At 45.3% G+C, this 23,408-nt stretch carries 17 protein-coding genes; 10 read left to right on the forward strand and 7 right to left on the reverse strand.

What is annotated here, in order from left to right:
• A partial coding sequence (locus ACK4EX_RS00005) for a PKD domain-containing protein (protein ID WP_409768381.1) occupies window positions 1–3,875 on the reverse strand: 3,875 nt, incomplete at its 3' end.
• A gap of 283 nt (window positions 3,876–4,158) precedes the next feature.
• Window positions 4,159–5,391 carry a metallophosphoesterase gene (locus ACK4EX_RS00010; RefSeq protein WP_409768383.1) on the reverse strand — a complete coding sequence of 411 codons (1,233 nt, stop codon included), beginning with the start codon at window positions 5,389–5,391 and terminating at the stop codon, window positions 4,159–4,161.
• Window positions 5,392–5,518: 127 nt separating this feature from the next.
• Between ACK4EX_RS00010 and ACK4EX_RS00015 the strand changes: the two genes are divergently transcribed.
• From ACK4EX_RS00015 to ACK4EX_RS00025, 3 genes are all read left to right on the forward strand, one after another.
• Window positions 5,519–6,571, forward strand: coding sequence for a DUF4249 family protein (locus ACK4EX_RS00015; RefSeq protein ID WP_409768385.1), 1,053 nt, complete (start codon window positions 5,519–5,521; stop codon window positions 6,569–6,571).
• Between the two features lie 63 nt (window positions 6,572–6,634).
• The gene (locus tag ACK4EX_RS00020; RefSeq protein WP_409768387.1) at window positions 6,635–8,188 is read left to right on the forward strand and encodes an AAA family ATPase; all 1,554 of its coding nucleotides are present in this window, start codon (window positions 6,635–6,637) and stop codon (window positions 8,186–8,188) included.
• A complete protein-coding gene (locus ACK4EX_RS00025; protein WP_409768389.1) occupies window positions 8,188–9,798 on the forward strand; it encodes a VWA domain-containing protein in 1,611 nt (536 codons plus the stop codon). Before ACK4EX_RS00020 ends, ACK4EX_RS00025 begins: the two co-directional genes overlap by 1 nt.
• A gap of 32 nt (window positions 9,799–9,830) precedes the next feature.
• On the opposite strand, the gene ACK4EX_RS00030 is transcribed toward ACK4EX_RS00025, so the two are convergent.
• Window positions 9,831–11,060, reverse strand: a complete 1,230-nt coding sequence (locus ACK4EX_RS00030) for a cysteine desulfurase (RefSeq protein WP_409769395.1) — start codon at window positions 11,058–11,060, stop codon at window positions 9,831–9,833.
• An 84-nt stretch (window positions 11,061–11,144) separates the two neighbouring features.
• Between ACK4EX_RS00030 and ACK4EX_RS00035 the strand changes: the two genes are divergently transcribed.
• The 6 genes from ACK4EX_RS00035 to ACK4EX_RS00060 all read left to right on the forward strand — a co-directional run bounded on the left by ACK4EX_RS00035 (window position 11,145) and on the right by ACK4EX_RS00060 (window position 15,940).
• A complete protein-coding gene (locus ACK4EX_RS00035) occupies window positions 11,145–11,321 on the forward strand; it encodes a hypothetical protein (RefSeq protein ID WP_409768391.1) in 177 nt (58 codons plus the stop codon).
• A gap of 362 nt (window positions 11,322–11,683) precedes the next feature.
• The gene (gene dnaX, locus ACK4EX_RS00040) at window positions 11,684–12,754 is read left to right on the forward strand and encodes a DNA polymerase III subunit gamma/tau (RefSeq protein WP_409768393.1); all 1,071 of its coding nucleotides are present in this window, start codon (window positions 11,684–11,686) and stop codon (window positions 12,752–12,754) included.
• 347 nt (window positions 12,755–13,101) lie between these two features.
• A complete protein-coding gene (locus tag ACK4EX_RS00045; protein ID WP_409768396.1) occupies window positions 13,102–13,395 on the forward strand; it encodes a hypothetical protein in 294 nt (97 codons plus the stop codon).
• 29 nt (window positions 13,396–13,424) lie between these two features.
• Window positions 13,425–13,967: a bifunctional pyr operon transcriptional regulator/uracil phosphoribosyltransferase PyrR gene (gene pyrR, locus ACK4EX_RS00050; RefSeq protein ID WP_409768398.1), complete on the forward strand. Its 543-nt coding sequence runs from the start codon at window positions 13,425–13,427 to the stop codon at window positions 13,965–13,967.
• Window positions 13,964–14,890 carry an aspartate carbamoyltransferase catalytic subunit gene (locus ACK4EX_RS00055; protein ID WP_409768399.1) on the forward strand — a complete coding sequence of 309 codons (927 nt, stop codon included), beginning with the start codon at window positions 13,964–13,966 and terminating at the stop codon, window positions 14,888–14,890. The genes pyrR and ACK4EX_RS00055 overlap by 4 nt, the downstream gene beginning before the upstream one ends.
• A 78-nt stretch (window positions 14,891–14,968) precedes the next feature.
• Entirely contained in the window at window positions 14,969–15,940 is a 972-nt protein-coding gene (locus ACK4EX_RS00060; protein ID WP_409768401.1) for a YeiH family protein, read from the forward strand.
• Window positions 15,941–15,971: 31 nt separating this feature from the next.
• On the opposite strand, the gene ACK4EX_RS00065 is transcribed toward ACK4EX_RS00060, so the two are convergent.
• The 3 genes from ACK4EX_RS00065 to ACK4EX_RS00075 form a co-directional block, all read right to left on the reverse strand.
• Window positions 15,972–16,757 carry a patatin-like phospholipase family protein gene (locus tag ACK4EX_RS00065; RefSeq protein ID WP_409768403.1) on the reverse strand — a complete coding sequence of 262 codons (786 nt, stop codon included), beginning with the start codon at window positions 16,755–16,757 and terminating at the stop codon, window positions 15,972–15,974.
• The gene (locus tag ACK4EX_RS00070; RefSeq protein ID WP_409768405.1) at window positions 16,741–18,933 is read right to left on the reverse strand and encodes a hypothetical protein; all 2,193 of its coding nucleotides are present in this window, start codon (window positions 18,931–18,933) and stop codon (window positions 16,741–16,743) included. Before ACK4EX_RS00070 ends, ACK4EX_RS00065 begins: the two co-directional genes overlap by 17 nt.
• A gap of 139 nt (window positions 18,934–19,072) precedes the next feature.
• Complete coding sequence (locus tag ACK4EX_RS00075) at window positions 19,073–19,693, reverse strand: thioredoxin family protein (protein WP_409768407.1); 621 nt, start codon at window positions 19,691–19,693, stop codon at window positions 19,073–19,075.
• Between the two features lie 223 nt (window positions 19,694–19,916).
• On the opposite strand from ACK4EX_RS00075, the gene ACK4EX_RS00080 reads away from it, so the two are divergent.
• Window positions 19,917–21,530, forward strand: coding sequence for a maltokinase N-terminal cap-like domain-containing protein (locus ACK4EX_RS00080; protein ID WP_409768409.1), 1,614 nt, complete (start codon window positions 19,917–19,919; stop codon window positions 21,528–21,530).
• A 269-nt stretch (window positions 21,531–21,799) separates the two neighbouring features.
• On the opposite strand, the gene ACK4EX_RS00085 is transcribed toward ACK4EX_RS00080, so the two are convergent.
• Window positions 21,800–23,077, reverse strand: a complete 1,278-nt coding sequence (locus tag ACK4EX_RS00085; protein WP_409768411.1) for a T9SS type A sorting domain-containing protein — start codon at window positions 23,075–23,077, stop codon at window positions 21,800–21,802.
• Window positions 23,078–23,408: the final 331 nt, after the last annotated feature.

Raw genomic sequence — 23,408 nt, forward strand, 5'->3', positions numbered from 1 at the left:
TTTACAATGGTGTGGTTCAGGGCGTGCTGACCTGTCTGGGTAGATAGCACGTTGAAGTTCTTGTCAAAAATCTTCCAGGTATAGGTGGCGTTGGCAAATGGATAATGAACGGCTTTCACTACCGATGTGTCGATCTTAAAGGGGGCGCAATCAAAGGCAGCGTTTACTTGCAGCTGTGCCTTGGCATTTGGACGAACGAGAATGTTTTTGTGCACCGTATCTACACACCCAAAGGCGTTGGTCACAATCAGTCGCACGGAGTAGGTGGTGTCCTGGGTGCCGGTATTGACAAAAACCACAGGTGAAGGCAATGAGTCGGTCGAGGTCTGACCGTTGCCAAAGTTCCATTGATGGCTCAGCTGTGGTACACCGTTCTGGTTGGAAGATGAGGTGCTGACAAAAGTGATGGCCACTCCGTCGCACACCGTGTCGGACGATGCCGTAAAGTCAGCCTTCGGCTTGGGATATACCCAGTACTGCTTGCTGAGGCTGTCCACACAGCCGTTGGCGTCGGTCACCACCAGTTTTAAGGTATAGACTGCGCTGTCGCTGGTGGTTAATGGCAGATTGAAGGTGGGCGTAGCCGTGTTCAGCCCTGTGGAGGATACCGCCGGGGTGATGCTCCACGCATACTGCAATCCGCTTCCGGTGCTCTGGTTTGTCGGTTGCAGCACAGCGGGCGAACAAGCCGGCGCAGGCAACTGAAAGGCTGCTGTGGGACGCGGGTTCACCACCACAGCCTGCCAGGCTGAGTCCTTACAGTCATCCGTTGAAGTTACTGCAAGACTGATGGTATAGGTGATCGGTGTGGCCGTCTGATTGTCGGGGAAAGTAAAAGTCGGCGCTGCTGCCGTCGCATTGCTGATCAGCACGGCCGGATCGCTTACATACCACTGATAGCTCAGCCCCTTGCCCTGGCTGGTGTTGACAGCTGTGACAGTAGATGTGGCACACACAGGCGATGGAATGCTGAACTGTGCCAATGGCCTTGGATATACCGTCACCGACTGGGTGACAGAGTCCTTACAACCGGTGCCGGCTGTTACCACCAGCTTGACTACTATTGTGCTGTCCTGGGTGTGGCTTGCGTTGGTGAAGGTAAAAGAAGGATTGACAAGATTCGAAGCAAAGTTTCCATTTACATACCATGCATACTGAATGTTTGGAGTTGAAAGATTTGTGGTCTGAATGACAGAGTCTTCACAAATTCCACTAGCAGAAAGGCTGAAATTGGCAACTGGGTTGGCAATAAACGTCACCTGCACTGTATCATAGTTTTTACACTCGTATATAGAGTCCCTCACCACGAGGATATATGTAGTAGGCACAGTGGGTTTTACGTATATCTGCGCCTGGTGACCAACTGTATCGTTGGAAGATGTAATCCACAAATATTTATTGGTGCCGGAAGCCGGATTTCCGATCAAAACCGAATCACCCAGACAAATTACTTTATTGCCCCCACCTGCTGCAACGGGCAAAGGAATGATGTCGATGCTTATGCTATCTGTCCGGCTGCATCCGATAGAATCCGTCACCGTGACATAGTATTTACCGACGCCCTGAGAAGCATTAAGAGTTACCGTAGGAGATGTGGTAGATGACAGTCCGTTTGAAGGAGACCACTGGAAAGTTTTAGGGCCTGTACCACCGGTAGCGGAAGCTGTAAAAGTAGCTGTACCATCGATACAGACAAACGAAGGGCCGAATACCGAAATCTGAATTTCAGGATATACCTGTATCAGAAATGTCGCTGTATCCTTACAGCCGCGGCTGTCGGTCACATAGTAGGTGACAGTCGTTGATTGGGTTATATTGTTAAGGATAATGGTGGCCGATGAATCCGAGGCACCGGTAGAGGCCTGCCAGAAAATGCTGTATGGGGGCAACCCACCGGTAATTGGTGGAGTGTATTGAAACGTGTCATTGAAGCACACAATCGTATCATTAAAACCACCAACCTGTGGCAATGGATAAATCTCAACCCGTTGGGAATCAAGGGCCTCACCGCATTCATTCACAAGTTTGGCTTTGATCCAGTAAACTCCCGGGGTGTGAAAGAAAATTTTCGGCAGCGAGTCATTCAATGTCGATCCGCTGTCCAGCGACCAACCGGTAGCAGGTGAAATCGACCAGGTGTAATTCACTGCCCCAAGACTGTCGTAAAATTCGTACTGATGCAAGGGATCCACCCCCATATGTATCCATGTTGGCCCGCAATACTCCACCGGCGGAGGCATGTTGATAAAGGGTTTTCCCTTTATGCGAATGACGGTATCTATGACCAATGTGCCGCAGAAATTGGTTTTGGTCAGTGTAATGGTATATTGGCCAATCTGATGGAATAGGGCAGTAAAAATCCGCATGTTGGTATCTCCTTGTGTGATGGTATAGCCAGAGTCAGGAGTAATCGACCAATGCCAATCGTTGTACAGACACGCCTGCATGGTGTCACCGGGGTCAAAAAAGGTGAGTTCAAATGGTGCACAAAAAGAGCTGTCGTTGTTTGGAAAAATGAATTGTATATCTCCGTTGGGCGGCTCGGCCACACAGATGGTATGTGGTATGGAATCAATTTCACAATTCTGATCGTTGCCTACGTATTGCCAGATGGTGTAATAACCGGGCACGAGAAAGCGCACCACAATGTCTTTTGTACCCGAAATCCACTGTGTCGGGTTGGCTGGATTTGTCATTATTCCCAGAAATCCGGAATCCACCACAAACGTATTAGGTGTGATACTCCACACGATTCTGCCCGTAGAATCGCAGTTGTAGTTTCCTGAGCTGAAAAACGTACGAATACCCTTATTTGACGTGTCTGAAATTTTCACAGGGTCATTGGCGCATACTGTATCGGGTACGGTGAAGCCAGCTACGGGACTTTTAGAAATTACAATGGGAAAAATGGTGGCAGAAGTGGTCAGACATGGATTAACCGCCGTAATCGTGACACTAAATGCATTGCTGCTTTGAGCCGTACTATTGCCACATGATGGTTGGAAAAATGTGTAGGTGAAATTGGGTGGAGGAGGATGATTAAATACTATGGGCGGACTGCCATCGCTCACCTGAACAATGTATTTCGTACCCGGTGGATTGTTCTGAAAATTATTGATAGGAAAAGTAAATGTTACTCCGGTACCGTCTTTTGGCAAACAGGCTACAGTATTACCCGGAGAGCCAATCCCAATAGCCGGGTTCGATCCATAAAAGAGATTAATGGTTTGAGTAGTCGTACAGCCAGCACTATTGGTGAGTTCTACCGTCACAGGATAAAAGCCGGGGGTAGTAAATGTCAGGTTTAATGTCGGTGGTAATACTGCACCTTGTGAATGTAATACATTATTTACAAATATCTTGTAAGAAGAATATCCTCCACTTCCGAAAAAGGCAAGAGTAAATGTAACACTTGGATTGACCGAGCATACATAGTACGTTTTTACTCCTTCAATAGTGATTGTGTCGCCATTGGCAAACAAGTTGAGCACCGGAGCAGATAAGACATGTACAGTTTTATTTACTGTGGTTGTACAGCCGAATTCATTTATAAAAGTGTAAGTAAGCGTTTTATTACCTGTACCCGCTGCGCTGGTATTCCAAGTATTGTTGCTTACACCCGGGCCGCTCCAGGTGCCGCCCGGTGGGCTTGCCCATGCTGACATTGGGAATGTACCTTCATGGAGGCAAAAGGTATCTTTCGGAAGATTTAGCGTAACAGGAGTTGAGGTTCCAACGAATACATATATAGATTTAGCAGGAGCGTTGTTTGTATCAAGATGAACAGGATAAATTCCAGAGCTGGTGTAGCTAACAATAAGGGGATTACTGAATGAAAATTGAAAAGGTCCGCCGTTGGAATATACCCAAGTCACAGAACCGGAAAAAGATGTGCTGAATGTAACGCTCGAACCTGTACAAATGCGAATAGTATCATTGACAATCTGGCCCGGGGAGGTAGTTATTATTTGAGAATGAAGATAATTCGTGCAAAAACAGGCCAATAGCAATGTAATCCAGCGGAGCATGAGGTTTCATAATCTTTTGCCCTAACAAAAATATTTTTCACAAATAATCGCATTGTTAAAACTTACCACAAAAGGGAAAAGTTTTTCCGGAAAGGGCATAATTGTTTAAACAGAAACCAAATTACATAAACTAAACTGAATTCTGTTTATTAAGCTCAATCACTGCAATCTCAGGCCATATTCCCACCCTTCCCGGAAAGCCAATAAAGCCCAGACCTCGATTCACATACAGATAGCGATCGTTTTCCTTGTAAAGTCCTGCCCATTTTGGATATCGCCATTTAACCGGGCTCCACTTGATCCATCCCGGAATTTCGACACCAAACTGCATTCCGTGGGTGTGACCGCTGAGGGTGAGATGAATTTTTTGATCAGTGTGTTTGATCTCTATATCAAAATGTGAAGGGTCGTGGCTCATCAACACGATGAAGTCGTCGCTTCGGGAGGCATGTAACGCCTTTTTCAAGTCTCCGTACTGAGGAAATGGCGGTGCTCCGAAATTTTCAACCCCGGCCACATAAATCGAATCAGAACCTATTGAGATTCGAACACCTTCATTTCTCAAGTTGGTAAATCCAGCCTTTTTTTGAAGCTCAATCAGCTCTTCGAGATTGGCAGCTTTTTCAGTAATCGACTCCCAAAGTACATAGTCGCCATAGTCGTGATTGCCAAAAATGGCATACTTTCCAAAGCGAGCTTCAATTTTCGACAAAGACTCTAAAAAAGGTTTTGTCTCTTCAGCTATGTTGTTAACCCAATCACCTGTAAAGAGCACCAGATCAGGTTTTTGTTCATTGATTAGCCGCACAGCATCTTCTACAGGCTCTACATCCCTAAAACTTCCAATGTGTAAGTCAGAAATCTGCACGATCCGAAAACCATCAAACGCGTCAGGCAATTCCTGAAAAGAAAGCGGAACGCGATGAATCTTAAACAAATATTTACCTTTCAAGAGACCATGTAAAATAGAAGCCATCGGAATCGCGGCTAAGCCAATGGCTACCTTGCTGACGAATTCTCGTCGCGACAGGTCAAAGTGGGTTTTAAATGCTGCATTAGCAATCCAACCAAGAGCTCTGGCAACATCTTCTATAAGAAGCACAGCAGCAATAAGCATTTTTGGAACATACAAAAGGATCATCGCTCCAAAAATCCAAAAAGCCGGATAGTATCGCGCAGAGCGATCGCCTACATACCACACCAATGAAAATATGGAAAGATAAAAGGCAACAGTGGTAATCCAATACACCATTCTTGGCCAAGAACTTTGAAAACCAGCTCGAAATGCCTGCCATGCATAATAGTCAATCGCTATCAGAAAAATTAATGAAACTAAAAAGCGGAGTAGATACACCGAATTCATTTTGCAAAGGAGTTGTTAATTCAAAGATGTTTAGTGGGTGCAGCCAATAATCAATTATGTACTTTTGATTGTCAAAGAAACGTTTTTGAATTGATTTCGTTTTAAAAATGGTTGCTAATTTTCAATGATGGCAAGGAAACATTCTCTTTTTACGCTTGGGTTTATTGCGGTAATTCTTACCTCTTGCAACAACGAACTAAAAGTTAATGCCCCCTGGCGCGACATTCCGGTAATTTATGCACTGCTCGATCCGGCACAAGATACCCACTTTGTCCGCATCCACAAGGCCTTTTTGGGCGATAAGCCTGTGACTGAAATGGCTTCGATTCCCGATTCACTCTACTATACCAACATGACTGCTGTGGTGGAAGAGTACGTCGATAAGCAATTAACCCGAACATTTCCCGTATTACTTCATCCTAATCCTCCAAGGTTAAATCCCGGTATTTTTACTACAGATGGGTATAAGCTTTACTACTTCAATGCGCAGCTCAACAACAATGCTACCTACAAAATCATCGTGTCGCGTCCGGGCGAACCCGATGCAATGGCTACTACTACATTGGTAGGTCCCTATCGCATTGTACGCCCTGTGACCCAGCAGCTCAATCTAGCGGGCCGAAGCTCTGACTTCGCATGGACAAAACCCGACAGAGGCACCATTTTCACGTGGGAACTCGACCTTTACTACCTTGAACAAAAAGTCAACAATCCGCTGGATACAGTTACTAAGGTTATTACATACGTCTTCAATCACGAACCCACCAATTTCCCGGCTCAGCTCAACTATACCTTTTCAACTGACCAATATTTCGCCTTTTTAGGAGCCAACCTCGACAGCGATCCTTCTGTTTACAGGTTTTTCCGAAGGATGCGTATGCGCCTTGTTGCAGGCCATGAAACCATGGCTCAATTTATAAAAGTAAATGCTCCCACGGGAGGAATTGTGCAAGAAAGACCTCTGTTTACAAATGTAGAAAATGGCGTTGGACTTTTCTCATCACGCCGTACAGTTGTTCCCTCAAATATCAATACAGGTCAGGAGATTGTCTTCGACTTCGACCAGGGAACACAAATCCGCCTCTATTCTGACCCGGCAATGTGTGGCAAGCGCTTTGTACGGGTAACAGCCGTGGACAGCTGCATTTGTCAAGACGGAAACATCGTCTGCTGGAGATAATTATCAGGTATTTAAACGTCCTTTAAAAACAATTCGCTACATACACCGTGTTTAGCTCTTTATATGAAAGAGCGCATTCAAAAATTACTACAACATCTCACTGCAGGTCTCGAAGAGCGCGATGAGGCCGTAAAACTCACCTTGCTTAGTGCCATAGCCGGCGAAAGTATTTTTCTATATGGTCCGCCAGGTGTAGGCAAGAGCCTGATTGCACGTCGTTTGAAATACGCCTTCGCCGACGGCAAATCATTCGAATACCTCATGACCCGCTTTAGCACGCCTGAAGAAATCTTTGGCCCCATTTCCATTAAAAAACTTAAAGAAGAAGACCGCTACGAACGCCTTACCGACGACTACCTGCCGGGAGCCAACGTGGTCTTTCTCGACGAAATCTGGAAGTCTGGTTCTGCCATCCAGAATGCCCTGCTAACCATTCTCAACGAACGCATCTACCGCAATGGTACTCAAGAAATAAAAGTAAACCTCCACGCCATAGTAGCAGCCAGCAACGAACTACCGCCCGACGGTGAGAGCTTCGGCCCGCTCTGGGACCGCTTTCTCATTCGTTACCAGGTGCTACCGGTAAAAAATCCCCAAGCCTTCCTGCGGCTCATCACGGCTAAAGAGGATGTCTATCAAGACACCATACCTCAAGAGCTGAAAATCACCCTCGATGAACTTCGCTCTTGGAACGAAAAAGCGGAAGCTGTTGAAATACCCGACGAAATTGCGACTGTAATTCACGTCATTCGCCAAAAGCTCGAGGAGGCAGAACAAACCATACCCGACCTTGCACCTTTCCGCATCTACGACCGCCGGTGGAAGAAAATCGTTAAACTTCTCAAAGTTTCTTCCTTCCTCCACGATCGCAAGGAAGTACACCTCAGCGATGTGTATCTGTGCAGCCACTGCCTCTGGAACGACACTGCCCAAATACCTGTGGTGCGTCGCATCGTAACAGAAACCATACGCGAACACGGCTATAACACAGCTCTGCGACTATCGCTGCTCACAGCTGAAATTCAGCGCTTCGAGTCAGAAGTACACACTGAAACTCAGATTAAAGTCGTCGATTTGGCCGAAGTGCCTAAAACCGTAAAAGACGAGTACTTCCGCCTTGAAAAATGCGACGAATTGCCTTCGGCTGCGTACATCAAAATAACCGATTACAAAATTTTACAGCCAAACGATTTTCAGGTTATCAATGTTTTTGACGACGACTTCAAGCTCGTGTATCGCCTGCAAACCACTCTGGGAACGCGGCCTTACAGCATCCGTATTTCGCACAACAGTCGCACTATTCAGCTCGATCTTCAGTGTGTAAAACAAGAAGTAACTCGCACCATTTATAAGGCTCCTCATCCGCTGGTAAAAGCTTACTGGGACGAGTGGAGTCAACGCCTTGCCCACTATTTAAATGAGCGATTTAACGCCTTGCAAAACGACATCCCTCAAGATCTTCTTGCCGAGCGCGACCACCTTTTCAGCGACATTTCGGTGTTTGAACTAATCAAGGAAAATTTTGAAAAGACCCGAAAGCGCCTCGATGCCCTGCGCTTGCGCCTTGAGAAGACACAGCACCTCTACACCTCCGTACCTCAAACTGAAAAAGTCTGATGCGGCTGGACAACGACTTTCGCCTGGCTGAAGACATAGATGCCTTTGTTCATTTCGGCCAAGTACTCACCCGCCGGATGCGCATGTATATAGCCGACTACCTCATAAAAAAAATTGGCATCAGGACGTACTGGAAACCTTCCGAAGAACTGCTTGACTCTTACCAAGTTCACTTGAGCGCTCAGCTCGATTTCCTCTTTGAAAACGAACAAGTACTTGCCGAACTTTTGTCCAATCAACTGTTGGCTCGCCGAATATTGTCTGAGGTGCTCTTTTTCTTTCGCAATGTGGCCAAAAAGACCCAAAAACAACACCCCTGGCAGGTGGAACAAGCCACCCTCGAAGGCTGGACTGCCCGCCCGATATCTAATCTCTTGAAGCAGTGGCCCTTTCTACTACGCGACATGCTCGCCACTGGCGAAGTGAACGAACCTCAAATAGCCTACCACCGAACAAAACTCAAAGAGCTCGAAAAATCGTTTGACATAACCGCTTTCGACCTGGTAATCAACGACCTGCTTGCCATATGGGACGCTTCTCTTCAAACCCGGATACTCCGATGGCAACTCAGCCAAATCGAAGATGACTACCAGCAGCTCAAAGAAAACATCGAGAACAAAACTCTCGAGATTATCCGCGTGAAGAGCACTTTAGGCCAAATTACCGACTTCCTCAACCCCGATTGGAATTTGAACAGTGCCCTAATACGCGATGAAGATTTCAACGTGCTTGAGCAGTTCAATACCTATCTGAAAGACCACTCTTCCATACAACATCTTGCCGACATGCTTGGCAGCCTTCGTGAGGCAGAAATGGAAACTGTAGAAGAGTACTACGAACGCCAGCTTACCACATATAGCCTTGTGCGCAACCCTAACTATAAATCCGAAATTACCGGAATCACCCTTGGCGACTCGCTTCCACACGTGCTACCCCAAGACCTTAGCCTTCTTGGCGAATCCGAAACCGAGTGGAAGTTTTTAAAAAAATTTGCTGACCATCAGCTCCTGCAGTGGCAGTACGACGATAGCCTGCGCATCAAGGGCACCGAAGAAGTACTCGAGTCGCGCACGCTCACTCGCAAAAAGAAAAAGGGGCCCTTCATTGTATGCGTTGATACCAGCGGCAGCATGGAAGGCATACCTGAGAAAATTGCCAAAGTGCTCTGCTTTGCCATCATCCGTATGGCTGCCTCACATCAGCGCCCGGCCTACCTCATCAACTTTTCCACTGGCATCAAAACCATCGACCTCTACAATGTCTCAAATGAGCTTGGCGCTCTGGTCGAATTTCTCAAAATGAGCTTTCGCGGAGGCACTGACATTTCCCTTGCTCTCGACGAGGCCCTCCGACAGCTCGAAACCCATCAGTACAAAAACGCCGATGTGCTCGTCATTTCCGACTTCATCATGTACCGAATCTCTGAAGACATCATGCAACGTGTGGCACGCCAGCAGCTCCACTACGGCACTGCCTTTCACAGCCTCATCATCTCAAACGAGGCAAACGAGCGTGTCGTAGAGCGCTTCGACCACGTATGGCTCTACAACCCCGACGACAAAAACATCATACAGCGCATTTACAAAAGCACCCAACAGTTCGGTCATTAAAGCACAACCAGAGAATCTTTGCCTTCGAAAAATTAACGCAGCATCTTAATGGCCTTGCGCAGCGCTTCGATAAATAGGTTAATTTCTTCCTTGGTGTTGTAAAAAGCAAAGGAAGCGCGCACCGTACCCGGAATGTCGAAAAAGTCCATCACCGGTTGTGCACAGTGGTGACCTGTACGCACCGCTATGCCGTAGTTGTCGAGCAATGTACCCACATCATAGGGATGACACCCATCAGGAATAAAACTTATCAGCGAAGCCTTCTGTGGTGCTTGTCCATAGATGCGAATTCCACCCATTTCGTATAAGGCAGCTGTAGCATATTCAAGCAATTCCTGTTCATAGGACGCTATTTGGTCAAGTCCTATGCTCTTAAGATACTCAAGAGCCGCACCCAGTCCAATCGCCCCCGAAATATCAGGTGTACCCGCCTCAAACTTAAAGGGCAGCTCTGCCCAGGTACTTTTCTCAAATGTCACTGTTTTAATCATCTCTCCACCGCCCATATAGGGTGGCATAGCCATTAGCAGGTCTTCGCGGCCATAAAGCACACCGATACCGGTTGGCCCACACGCTTTATGACCTGAAAAGGTATAAAAGTCAGCCCCAATCGAACGCACATCCACAGCCATGTGCGGTATGCTTTGTGCCCCGTCAATCAGAATTACAGCCCCTGCTCTATGAGCCATTTCGGCCATTTGCTTCACGGGATTGATCGTGCCAAGCGCATTCGAAATGTGATTTACCGCCACCAGAGCTGTATTCCCCTCCATGAGTAGCCGGTCGTAAGCTTCTATATCGAGAACCCCATTGGAGTCCATAGGTATCACCCTCAGCTTCAAGCCATAGCGCTCTGCTGCCATTTGCCAGGGCACAATATTAGAATGATGCTCCATTGCCGAGATCAAAACCTGCCAGCCGTGAGGCACTAAGCTTAAAAAAGAGTTAGCCACCAAATTAATCGCCTCCGTAACACCCCGCACAAAAATGACTTCATGTGCATGTGCAGCGTTCAGATGCCTCGCTATAGTTAGGCGGGCATTTTCCATAGCCTCCGTAGCCAGCTGGCTTAAGGTGTGCACCCCACGGTGTACATTGCTATTGTAATTATTGTAATATTCTGTTATACAATTGATTACCTGTAAAGGCTTCTGGCTTGTAGCCGCATTGTCAAAATATACCAGAGGCCTACCATTCACCGTAGCCGACAGTATAGGGAAGTCCTTCCTGACATTTTCCACCGAAAAAGCAACCGTATCCATTACGCGTTTTTGTATCAAACAAAAGTACTGTTTAGAATGATTATAAACTTCCACAAAATCCTAAAACTTCGCCTCTCTTATTTTATGATTTTTTTTTTTTTATCTGGGCGTGCCCCAGGCGAAGGCAGAATATTCTGCCTTCGCCTGGGTCGGCGTGCTCCGGGGTACGCTTCGCTCCCGTGCTTCAGCTCCGCAGCGCTTCGCTTTCGCACCGCGCTAGCGCGCGCCCTGCGCATGCCTCACGCAGTAAAATTCAAATAAATTACAAATACATCCCTCCATACCAAAAGAGCTTTGATTTGCAGGCGACCAATACCTTTTAAACAAGCAAATTACAAAAATTTAAATCCTAGGTATTGGCCATGATAAAACCTTTTACTTCAAGAATACAAAATCTACCGATACCCAAAAGTTTTATTATCCAGCCCGACTACAACACCTCCACCGCCACAACGAGAAATTTCATTTTCTTAATCATGCCCACTTACATTCATCAAAACACGCACAAATCCCAGATTTATAGCCAAAAATTCCCGGATGTAGATTGCTAAAACTACCAGAAATAAGACCCTCGAAAAGATTTTTTCCCTCCTTAGTGTATTGGTATTTCTACCTTTGCCCATATGGAAGAATTCATCGTTTCAGCTCGAAAATACAGACCACAAGACTTCAGCTCCGTAGTTGGCCAGGAGCACATCACCCAAACCCTTTACCGCGCTATACGCAGCAATCAACTCGCCCATGCGCTGTTGTTCACCGGTCCCCGGGGCGTGGGCAAAACCACCTGCGCACGCATCGTAGCGCGAATGATCAATCAAACCTCTGACGACGACCCCACCGACTATAGCCTCAACATATTTGAGCTCGATGCCGCTTCGCACAACGGTGTGGACGACATCCGCCAGCTCAACGAACAAGTGCGCGTAGCCCCTCAAGTGGGCCGATACAAAGTGTATATCATCGACGAGGTGCACATGCTCTCTACAGGCGCCTTCAATGCCTTCCTCAAAACCCTGGAGGAGCCACCCGCTCACGTTAAATTTATCCTGGCCACCACCGAAAAGCACAAAATACTGCCTACCATCCTTTCGCGCTGCCAGGTGTATGACTTTAAGCGCATTAGCGTTGACGAAATCACGGCTCACCTGCGCAAAATCTGCGAAAAAGAAAACATCACTGCTGAGCCTATGGCCCTTCACGTCATCGCCCAAAAGGCTGACGGAGCCCTGCGCGATGCTCTCTCTATATTCGACAAGATGGTCACCTTCTCAGGCAAAAACCTCACCTACGCCGATGTAATTAAAAACCTGAACATTCTCGATTACGACTATTATTTCAAAATAGTAGATACCCTCCTGGCCGGAGACTCTTGGCAGCTGCTCCTTCTGTACAAGGAAATACTCGACAAAGGCCACGATGGTCAGATTTTTATCAACGGACTTGCCTCTCACCTGCGCGATTTGCTCGTCACCGGAAACGAGCGCACCAAACAACTGCTAGAGGTACCCGAAGATGTTCGTGGCCGCTACATAGCCCAGGCCAGACTAGTACAGCCCAACAGCATTTTTAAAGCCCTTAAAGTCCTGAACGACGCCGACTATCGCTATAAATCTACCTACAACCAGCGCTTGCTCGTTGAGCTTTCGCTGCTACAGTTGGTTGCACATTTCCGAAAAGAAACACCAAAAAAGTAGCCGGGTCTGGAGAGCAGTTAACGGCTCCAAAATCTTCAGACCCATCTGCACAGGAGCCTAAAGCCGAAGTAGCAGGCCCACTGTCTACTTCATCAAAGGCTGCTTTTTCCACCACCGCAGAAGAAAGCGGAAACACCACTGCTCCATCAGCCAGCTCTTTCCAAACCGCATCTCAGAAAAAGAGCCTCTTCTCCTTAAAAAAGGAAGTTTCTGAAGCCTTATCCCAAGCAATAAAAGAACCTGAACACCTACCCGAAGAGCCTTTTACGCTTGACACACTTCTCAGGCACTGGCAAAGTGTTATCGATTTAGTAGCGTCTAGGGGTAATCAGGTTCAGGCGAGTCTTATGATGCAGTGGAAACCCATCCGCGTCGTGCAATCCAAAGTCTATCTTCAGGCCCCATCGCTCACAGTAGAAAAAATGATCCGGGAGACGCTGGAACCTTTTCTGCCCGAGATTAAAAAATCTCTGCAAAATTTCGCTTTAGAACTCGTCTTCGAGATTGTGGAGATAAAAGACGATAGTGATGAAGAGAAGAAAATTCCTCAGCATATACGAAACTTTCAATACCTCACTGCCAAATATCCCGAAGTGGATAAGTTGAGAGAACTTTTTGGTCTCTACCCCACTGAGCTCTAAAAAAGTATCACGTCAATACCTTTGCACTGATGGAACGCAAAATCTTGATGGACCACACGCTGATGCAAATCACCTTGCAGAGGCTGTGCCGTCAGCTCATCGAAAATCACAACGACTTTTCTGAAAGTGTGCTGATCGGTCTTCAACCGCGCGGTACTGCCCTTGCCAGGCGTATCCATCAGCTACTCGAGGCCAATGGTGTACAAAATTGCCAGCTCGGTAGTCTTGACATCACTTTTTTTAGAGATGACTTTCGCATGCATCAAAAGCCCTTGAAGGCCAATCAAACGAAAATCGACTTTTTAGTGGAAGGCCAGCGAGTCGTGTTTATTGACGATGTACTCTACACCGGCCGAAGTGTTCGAGCAGCCCTCGATGCCATTCAATCGTTCGGCCGTCCCAGAGAAATTGAATTACTTGTCCTCATCGACCGCCGTTTCAGTCGTCAGCTGCCCATTCAGGCCGACTACATCGGTCGGTCGGTCGATGCTATAGCCTCAGAACGGGTACTCGTAGAGTGGAAAGAAGAAACGGGCAGTGATCAAGTAATAATCGTAAGACATTCATCATGAGCGCCTTAAGCCAACCTCATCTCTTGGGCATCAAATATTTACAGCCTTCTGATCTGCAGCTGATTTTCGAAACAGCTGATGAGTTTTACGAAGTCATCAATCGCCCGATCAAAAAAGTTCCATCACTTCGCGACAAAACCATAGCCAATATTTTTTTTGAGAACAGCACCCGCACCAAGCTTTCCTTTGAATTGGCAGAAAAGCGCCTGAGTGCCGACGTGATTAACTTCTCAGCATCAGGATCTTCGGTGGCTAAGGGTGAAACGCTCGTCGATACGGTAAACAACATCTTGGCAATGAAGGTCGATATGGTGGTAATGCGCCATCCTAACCCAGGGGCTGCCCACTTCTTAGCTTCACAAGTAAAAGCCACCATCATCAATGCCGGCGATGGTGCCCACGAGCATCCCACTCAGGCCCTGCTCGACGCTTACTCCATTCGCCAGAAATTCGGAAAAGACCTCAAAGGTCTTCGAGTAGCCATTATTGGCGATATTCTCCACTCCCGTGTAGCACTTAGTAACATCTTCTGCCTGCGCATGCTCGGTGCGGAAGTACAGCTCTGTGGGCCAGCCACATTGATGCCGCGATACATCGAGTCACTGGGCGTCACGGTGAGTTATGATCTCATGCAAACGCTCCAATGGTGCGACGTGGCAAACTTCCTTCGCGTACAGCACGAGCGCATGGACGTGAAGTACTTTCCCTCCATTCGCGAATATGTCATGCAATATGGCTTGAACAGCCAACTGCTCGATAGATTGAATAAACCAATCACCATCATGCACCCCGGACCCATAAACCGCGGGGTAGAGCTCACCAGCGAGGTAGCCGATAGCGCTCAATCCATCATCCTCCAGCAAGTAGAGAATGGAGTAGCCATTCGCATGGCCGTGCTCTATCTACTGGCCGGAAGTCGATAATTTCCGTAATTCCAATCACCGGGTCAGCTTTATCCATTGGCTACTTTTGCCCCTCGATTCACTTTTTAAATTTCAACGATGAAGAAGGAACTTCTCAATGCCTTTTTACTCAGTGCTTTTGGAGCTTTTGTCGCTTGGTTGATTGTCGATTTTACTCGCCTTGGTATGATTGCTACCGGCTTTTTTGTAGGACTGATACCTGCATTGATTTTTTCCACTAAAATTCAGTTTGTTACCGATACAAAAAGTTTAAAAACCGTCGAAAAAATCCTCTTTCCGATCGTTGTGGCTCTTATCGGATTTGAAGTAAAAATCCGCTCCATCACAGGTGCACCCATTTCTATTTGGATTTTTCTGCTTATAATGGTATCGCTTGTAGTTCTATTTGCATGGCTCATCTCACGTCGCGAACCCATCGGCGGATTTCTCGGAATAGGCACAGCTATATGTGGCAACTCAGCTGTTGCGGCCTTGGGCTCTTTCTGCCCCAATCGGGTGAAAGAGGCAGGTATAGCCATAGGAGTCATTAATATCCTAAGTATCGCTGCTATTTTGGTACTGCCTTTCTTGGCGAATCTATTTAACCTCAATGAGGCTCAAAGTGGCTTTCTGGCTGGTGCGGGTGTACAAGCTATGGCACTGGCGCTCGCCACCGGTAAAATTATGGGTCCCGATGCAGAAATGTGGGCTTCTATCACCAAGATTACACGAGTAGCTCTGCTCTCACCTGCTCTGTTGCTCACTTTTCAGCTGATGAAAAAGGACAAAACAGGCAAGGGAAAGCTCCAAATTCCTTTTTACATCTACATTTTCCTCGGTGCACTGCTGTTGTCTAACTTAGGAATTATACCTGCAGAGATTTTAAAAACCATTAAAATCGTAAATGAGTGGATTTTTGCAGCAGTAATGGTGGCCGTAGGTCTTCAACTCACGCGTCAGTCAATGGCTACCAGCGGCCGCAATGCCATTTTTTACGGTGTGGCTATATGGTTCTTTCAAATTGCCCTGATTCTTGTATTTTTAAAAGTCTTTGGCGTTTTCTCGAGCTAATCTCAAGAAATCAGGCGCTGAAGAACTTTTTTTATGAAATACTATCGAGCAGCTTCATAAGCTGATCGTGATGATTGCGAGCCGCTGTGTATCCTGCATCGAAGAGTTCTTGATGTTTATCAAAATCAAAAATGCCGAAGTTGTACGTCTCTTGAATGTCGATGCCTAAATCGCATTGCAGAAATCTCGATTCTGTATTTGACCAAAGTGCAAGGTCGAAGATGCGCTTGGTGATGGAAAACATGCTTTCGAATTGTGCTTGATGGCCATGCACATTGATATTGATTCCAATAATCTTTAAGTCCAGTTCCTTAAGTGGCTCGATGGGCAGATTGTTAAGCAAACCGCCATCCACATAGGTATGTCCATTGATCACCACCGGATGAAATACTACGGGTATTGACGATGAAGCCACCACAGCATCGGCCACACTGCCGGTTGAAAATATCTCCCAACGGCCGGTACTCAAATTTGTTACACAGGCATAAAAGGGAATTTTCAGTTGGCGAAAATCGTCGTGCGGGATGCTCTCGTTAAGAATTTGACGCAAATAACTCAAGTCCGATAGTCCAAACTTTAAATTTTTGAAATTAAAGACTTTAAAAACTGAGTTGACCTTTACGCGCTCGAGAATTTCTGTGGGCGATAATCCCTCGGCATAGAGGGCACCAGCAATCGCTCCGGCACTGGTGCCTGATACAGCCGCCGGTCTGATGCCAATTTCTTCCAAATATTCCAACACGCCTGCATGAGCTATTCCTCTGGCACCACCCCCACTAAAGGCAATGCCTATAGGTAATCTATTTTCGAGATTCATTTATGTTTTTGAAAATAAGTAAGTCCTTTTTACCCTGTAAAAGAGGTTTTTGCGAAGCTCTGTAAAACTCTTGTGCCACCTCATTCACACTCCTCTCACCACAGCAGAGTCTATCGTATATCTGGCCTATGGTAATCTCAGAACTCTCTATGGCCGAAAGTTCCTTAACAAAGCGATGTAAAAAAAGGCTCAGTAGTGTACGCGGATGTACAAGCGCCGTCTGCCCTGGAATAGTAGAAATCAGAATGGCAACTTCATCGTCTGAAGACTTTACCAGATTCGGGATTGAAATATTGTCGCTGTTTAAGAATGAAACGTCCAACAAAATAATGATCTTTTTATACCCCAGCGATCGGGCAGATTGAATGATCTCATCAACCGCCACACCAGTGAGGGGCACATAAGATGGATGCCCATCCACAGGCATAAAGTATAGTCGATTTTCGGTAGTATCAATATGTGCTAAACCATTAATGTAAATGAGTAAAAATCCGCCTGAGGCTGAAGTTGTTTTGGCGAGCTGTCCGATCCACTTCTGTGGCTTGCCGAAGATTCGCTGAATATCTGCTTTTGTGGCATTTTGCTCAGTTAGCATGTTTTCGGGAGTAATGCCTAAGCTCTGTGTAGCCAGTTGGCGCATTACCGACACATTGCTGAGTACCATACCTGTAGCAGGCAGGTGTTTGTACTGTGAGTTTTCAATGAATACTGCTTTTACATCAGAATAAGGTGCCCTACCGATTGGCAATTGAAATTCGTCTTCCTTGGTGTAAAAATCGTACATCGATTTGGCAAAGAATTCAGCAACTACTTCGCGCCGGAGTTGTGGTATGTTTAAAATTGTTTTCTCCCAGAGTTTTGAACCTCTGTGGATCCGCTTCATTCGCTCTTCGTAGGTAAATTGAGTCTGAAGAGCAGTGTTAAAAATTGAAATCTCCTCTACCTCTAAAGCATCTCTGCGATATACGAGTTTAATTGAACTTAAAGTAGTAGAGTTTGCCTCCTCCTTAAAGCTGGCAACCATCGATCGACTTACGCGTACGGGAAACTGGCCAAAGCTTTCCAATTCAATTAAGAACAACTGATTTTCAGCGTCGTATTCGATCAATTTAATTTTGGCAAACAGCAGTCGATCGCGCATCCACTGAGCATAAGCATCTACAGCCTGTCGCAGCCAATTGTTTCGCTGGGCATCAAACCGTTGTAAACGGGTTTTGTACTGTTCTTCCGTTTCTACCTCCTGTCGCTGTAAAAACTTAGATGCACTGTTTTTCAAATGCGTGGCAACGAATGAATTGATATCCGGAAGGTTGACTGAATAGTGATATTCATTGGTATAAACAGGTGTAAGGTGCTTTTTTTCAATAAAGTAGCTACTACCGGAGATTAATACTTCCGAAAAATTTTCGTTCTGAAGCTCACCTTCAATGAAAAAAATGCCTGGTTCGACCACATGGATGGGAAGGTCAGACGCATTCGGTTGGGCATACACTGCTGCATCTTGGGTAGTGTAGAGCACGCGCTTGGTGTAAAAACGCAAGGGCAGTTCTGCTACTGAGGAACCGTAATAAAATCTCAAAGTATCGAAAGGCAACAAATTGTATGAGGGATATGTGTTAAACAAGGCAAACACATTGCTCCGAAATACCCCTGACGAGTCAAATCGAGCTTGAATTTTTGGACCGTTGTTGAGCTGAAGAGTAAATACTGCATTACGAGCCGGAGTGCTATCAGCCGAATAGTAGAATTCGCTCGACAAACGATAGTAATAAGTCGTGTCTATATAAAGTCCGCCAAGACCAGCGCCAAAGGTAAGAGCCGAACCAGCAAGCAAATAGTAGGGAAATGGATTGTTCTGTGCAGCCTCTTGGCTTATCATAGTCAGGCCGGCTGTGATACCTGCTGCTCCCAGCATCATAGCACCCAGTTTGTAGCGATTGTTTCCCTTTACTCGTGTTACTTTTTGAACATACTCATTGTTTCTATAGCGGTAAGGCTTTTCGATCGTTCCATTAATTTCAACATATCCATCAGATCGCACTATCACAGGGCTCGGGTAGAGATTGCCCACCGTGTCGATCATTTCAATGGTGCTGAGTTCTTTGTTTTGTCTTAATACCCGCTCAGTTACCTGGCAACCGCTTATCAGCACAAAACTGACCCCCAGAAGTATCATTCTTAGCAAAATTGCCATAAGACAGTTCCTTATAAAGAAAGTGCTACAAAGTTTGCTTCCAGAAGCTAAACTTTGTAGCACATGGGTATAATAAAAGATGGTTTTAAAGGGTGATTAATAAAGTGATAGTTGGAACAACTTAACTTTTAACACGTTTTATCGAGCAGCCAATGGCTCTTGACTCCGCTACTTTAATGGCTGATCCACTTGCAATTGCCTCAATCACATCCATTAAGTAAAACCTGGTAGGTTCAGAACCAGAACGGCTGTTTTCATATTTATCGTTTATTGACCCCTTAAAGACGAGCTTCCAATCCTTGTCGAAGACAAATACGTGAGGGGTGGTCTGAGCACCAAAGGCATCGGCCAAACGATGGTTTTCATCTACCAAATAGGGCATTTTGTAATTGTTTTTCCGAGCATGTTCCTTCATGGCTTCAAACGAATCTTCTTTTTTCCGAAAGGCCTCGTTGCTGTTGATCAATACAAAACCAAGGCCGGCCTCCCGAGCACGTTCATATAGCGGATTGTACTGATCTTGCCAGCCGAGCACAAATGGGCAGGTGTTGCAGCTAAATACGACGATAAGTCCCTTTTTACCTTGTAAACTCTTGAGGTCGTGGTATTTACCATCTACGTTTTTCATTTTTACGTCGATGAGAGGAGCTACATCGCCGATGGAAAGTTGTTCTTTGTTTTGGGAAAGAGCATAAAACACACCCAAAAGTGTAAAAGCCGCAGTCAGAATTTGTTTCTTCATAGTTAGAAAATATTTTCTCAAAAATACCTTATTTCACCTATTTCAGTTCATACATGCCACTTTTATATTTAGGAGTATAATATTTTTTGTTTTAAACTACAAGTTTTCCTTGAAAATATTTTAGAAACGATGGACTTCCACAAAGAATTTGCTCGATTTATTGACAAAAGCATTATTTTGGCTTTAAAACTTTATTAACATTGCAAAAAATCCCCAGTGACAGATGAAATGGATTCAAAGCCTAAAACCATGGGCTGAAATATGGCTGTGTGACCGATTTACTTCCGAATTTACTCAACACGTACTTGGCAATTATCTCTCAGAGTGTCGATGGTTTGGAAGTAAAAATGCAGCAGTGAAGCGCCTAGTACCGCGAGGTGATTTGCGCTGGAACTTTTCAGACAGCCGTTTCTCATACCTTATGATGATCGATGTGGTACATTATACAGCACATACCGATACATATTTTTTGCCCATAGTCTTTCGGGCCGATATCGATGATGACCTACCCCAAAAATCTGTGCTTTGTGGCCTCGAACTACCCGAAACCAAAGGCTACATCATCGATGCCCTTTACGATGCTGACTTCCGGGAAGCGTTGTTTTTGCACATCTTAAAAGAAAAAGACCCTCCTATCGGAAATGGTCATTTGCGCTTTGAAAAAGGAAAAAAATTGCAAGCACCAGAAGCAATTGAATCACGATTGCTTAACGCCGAGCAGAGCAATACAACCATCGTGTACAACGACATGTATTATCTCAAAATTTACAGAAAACTCTTTCGCGATACAAATCCCGACTTAGAAATCACCCGATATCTTAGTGAAGAATCGTCCTTTACAAACTCACCCATCTATGCAGGTTCAATCACCTGGAAACGCGAAGGTTACTTCGACGTTTCACTCGGACTAATGCAGCAAAAGGTCGAAAATCAAGGCGATGCCTGGAACTATTTCCTTCAGAAAAACCTGCAAACCTTTCTCACCGTAAAAGAAATGAGCATCGGCCTCGACGACCTGCCAAAAGTACCGCTCTACAAAAGCGAAAAGCCTGAAGACATTCCTCAGATTTTTCACCAAATTACTCCTCCTGGCTTTTTTGGCGACATTGCTTTGCTTGCTCGACGAACTGTAGAGCTGCACATCGCCCTTTTTCGCGAAAAGACCAACCGAAACTTCTCTCCCTCTCAATTTAATCAAGACTACCAGGTGTGGTTGCTCAACAGATTGCTCTACCAGCTCGACAATAGACTTAACCTACTGGAAATGAACATCGATCGACTACCCGAACAAGGTAAGGTGTGGGCTGTTGAAGTAATGCGCAATGCCGAACACATTCGCAATCGCATCCTGAATTTTGACTATCACACCCTCAACAGCATGCGTATCCGCATACATGGCGACTACCACCTCGGTCAGGTACTCGTGAGTGGAGTGGATTTTTTCATACTCGACTTCGAAGGTGAGCCTGAAAGCACCATTCGCGACCGCAAAGTGAAACAGCCACCAATTAAAGATGTAGCCGGCATGTTTCGCTCTTTTCACTACAGTCTCTTTGCCACCATATTTAATCACCCTGAAATTGGTCTTCCACAAGAGTTTCTCTTCGAAGTGGCAGGTCGCCTTTATCGAGCTATAGCGTCTGTTTTTCTGCACTTCTACACCTGGCAGGCTTTTGAAAACAACCTCGACATAGGCTATCGACCTGAGGTTGATTTTCTATTGCGCTACCACATTTTCGAAAAAGCCATCTACGAACTCGGCTATGAGCTTAACTCCCGGCCTGAGTGGGTTGTAATTCCACTTAAGGGCATTATGCAGATTCTTAACAATGAATAATAAAACGTCCACAAAGACTCATTACAATCACCAGATTGATTTGAATCTGGTTGCAGCCATGCCTTGGAGCCTTATTAACATATTCAACTTTTTTTACAAAAGATTAAATGGATTTTCAAAGTCGAATTTGGATTCCGAGAATTTTCTGACTTCTTTTTACATCCTTATTCAGTGTGAAATCAAAAAACGCAATTTTTACACACCCTCATCAATGCTAACAAGAACACTCCAGTTCCGATATAAAATGCAGTGTATCCAAAAGAAAAATTTTAGTTGATCTTAATAATTTTCTTACAAAATACTCTACCGTCTTTTGTCAGTACTTCCATTGTATATACTCCACCAAGTAGATGGTTGAGGTCCAAATGATCGCCTGGATTCCAGAATTCAGAAACTTTTCTGCCGGAAAGATCATAAATAGTGACTTGTGATGCAGGCACGTCTGATATGAGCCTCAGTTCTGAGTAAAACGGATTGGGATATGCCTTTACAGAAAATTCTTCATTTTCGTTCAGATTTACCAGTCCGGAGATTGGTCTTCGATATATGCCTGTACCAGGATCATTAAATGAGACGAATATGTAGCCATTGTGCTCCAATAGCCCGGTTACAAATTTATTTGCAGGAAGGTTTGCTGTAATGTTTGTCCAGGTGGCACCTTCATTAGAAGTCACAAAAATACTGTCATTGATGTTCAGGCTTTGCTGGGTACGGGCCACGTAATAAATCCTGGTGCCAACCCTTACTACTCTTTGCAGCGTCTTAACAATACCACTTGCGAGTGAACTTTGTAAAAATGCTGGGATGGAAGTCGTAGTCCATGACGAACCTTCATTGGTGCTTTTGAAATATTGATTTCCGACAATCGCATAGCAATACAATTCACCATTCAGAACCCAGACGATCGAACCTTGCAGATTTGATGGAAGTCCGGTATTGGAAGGCTGCCAGGAATTACCTGCATTGGTTGATACAAAAATTCCTGATCCTTCAGTAAGTGCAATCAGCTTGTTGTTTATTGTAGCCATCGATGCAATATTCGAATTGGTCAATCCACTGTTGGCTGCTGTCCAGGTCAACCCTCCATCAGAAGATTTAAATACACCCTTGCTGTTTGTATAGGCAAACAAATCATTACCCATAATCAGAAACCCGCGGACATTCGTATAATCAGGACCCGTAGCGACTTCTGTCCATGTAGCTCCGTTATCAGTAGTGTAATGTATTCGGGAAGGCCCGTTAAAACCGACAAAAAACTTTCCATTGTGAAATATACTACTTACTCCTGTACTGGTGGCAAAGCCTCCCGTGTTTGGAATTGCACTCCAGGAGTCTCCGTTTGTATTGCTTCTAAAGTATCCACCAGCTCTTGTGAAGATGTGGCTTCCGGAAGACCCAAGAAGAAATGCACCTGCTGATTGAATGTTCAGCCCATTGTTTACCGCTGTCCATTGAGAATATACAGCGTTATCACCTAAATAAAGCACGATTATAAGTGCCAGTAATAACGAATTAGCATTCAATTGTTCAGATACACTGGTTTTCATGACTCTTAGGTTTAATATTAATTTTTAGTGGATTATTTAATTAAGAAATCTGAACATCGGGTTTTTTCAGTATGATAGCTATTAAAGAACCAGAGTTTTTTACCAGCACCCATAACAGGTTTCTCAGGCACTTGCTTCTTATAAGACCTGAGTTCCCAGCCCGCCAATTTTTGTGAGTAATTTGAATAGGCAATGATCATGTATTGTAATATTTGTAGATTCTCTTAACAGTTATAATAAAACGATCAGAATCCGGACATGGACATTTATAGTTGCATAATTCAACTTCTTGATCGGACAGAAGTATCCAACTTTTAAAAAAAGAAAAAAT

Origin of the sequence: Thermaurantimonas sp. (assembly GCF_046299575.1) — a bacterium.
GTDB lineage: Bacteria > Bacteroidota > Bacteroidia > Flavobacteriales > Schleiferiaceae > Thermaurantimonas.

Excerpts from the sequence above, each read along its gene's own strand:
- ACK4EX_RS00025 (WP_409768389.1), top strand. The coding sequence starts at position 8,188 with ATGCGGCTGGACAACGACTTTCGCCTGGCTGAAGACATAGATGCCTTT.
- ACK4EX_RS00055 (WP_409768399.1), top strand. The coding sequence starts at position 13,964 with ATGAGCGCCTTAAGCCAACCTCATCTCTTGGGCATCAAATATTTACAG.
- ACK4EX_RS00075 (WP_409768407.1), bottom strand. The coding sequence starts at position 19,693 with ATGAAGAAACAAATTCTGACTGCGGCTTTTACACTTTTGGGTGTGTTT.
- ACK4EX_RS00080 (WP_409768409.1), top strand. The coding sequence starts at position 19,917 with ATGAAATGGATTCAAAGCCTAAAACCATGGGCTGAAATATGGCTGTGT.
- ACK4EX_RS00010 (WP_409768383.1), bottom strand. The coding sequence starts at position 5,391 with ATGAATTCGGTGTATCTACTCCGCTTTTTAGTTTCATTAATTTTTCTG.
- ACK4EX_RS00070 (WP_409768405.1), bottom strand. The coding sequence starts at position 18,933 with ATGATACTTCTGGGGGTCAGTTTTGTGCTGATAAGCGGTTGCCAGGTA.
- ACK4EX_RS00030 (WP_409769395.1), bottom strand. The coding sequence starts at position 11,060 with ATGGATACGGTTGCTTTTTCGGTGGAAAATGTCAGGAAGGACTTCCCT.
- dnaX (WP_409768393.1), top strand. The coding sequence starts at position 11,684 with ATGGAAGAATTCATCGTTTCAGCTCGAAAATACAGACCACAAGACTTC.
- ACK4EX_RS00060 (WP_409768401.1), top strand. The coding sequence starts at position 14,969 with ATGAAGAAGGAACTTCTCAATGCCTTTTTACTCAGTGCTTTTGGAGCT.
- ACK4EX_RS00085 (WP_409768411.1), bottom strand. The coding sequence starts at position 23,077 with ATGAAAACCAGTGTATCTGAACAATTGAATGCTAATTCGTTATTACTG.
- ACK4EX_RS00045 (WP_409768396.1), top strand. The coding sequence starts at position 13,102 with ATGATGCAGTGGAAACCCATCCGCGTCGTGCAATCCAAAGTCTATCTT.
- ACK4EX_RS00065 (WP_409768403.1), bottom strand. The coding sequence starts at position 16,757 with ATGAATCTCGAAAATAGATTACCTATAGGCATTGCCTTTAGTGGGGGT.
- ACK4EX_RS00015 (WP_409768385.1), top strand. The coding sequence starts at position 5,519 with ATGGCAAGGAAACATTCTCTTTTTACGCTTGGGTTTATTGCGGTAATT.
- pyrR (WP_409768398.1), top strand. The coding sequence starts at position 13,425 with ATGGAACGCAAAATCTTGATGGACCACACGCTGATGCAAATCACCTTG.
- ACK4EX_RS00035 (WP_409768391.1), top strand. The coding sequence starts at position 11,145 with ATGATTTTTTTTTTTTTATCTGGGCGTGCCCCAGGCGAAGGCAGAATA.
- ACK4EX_RS00020 (WP_409768387.1), top strand. The coding sequence starts at position 6,635 with ATGAAAGAGCGCATTCAAAAATTACTACAACATCTCACTGCAGGTCTC.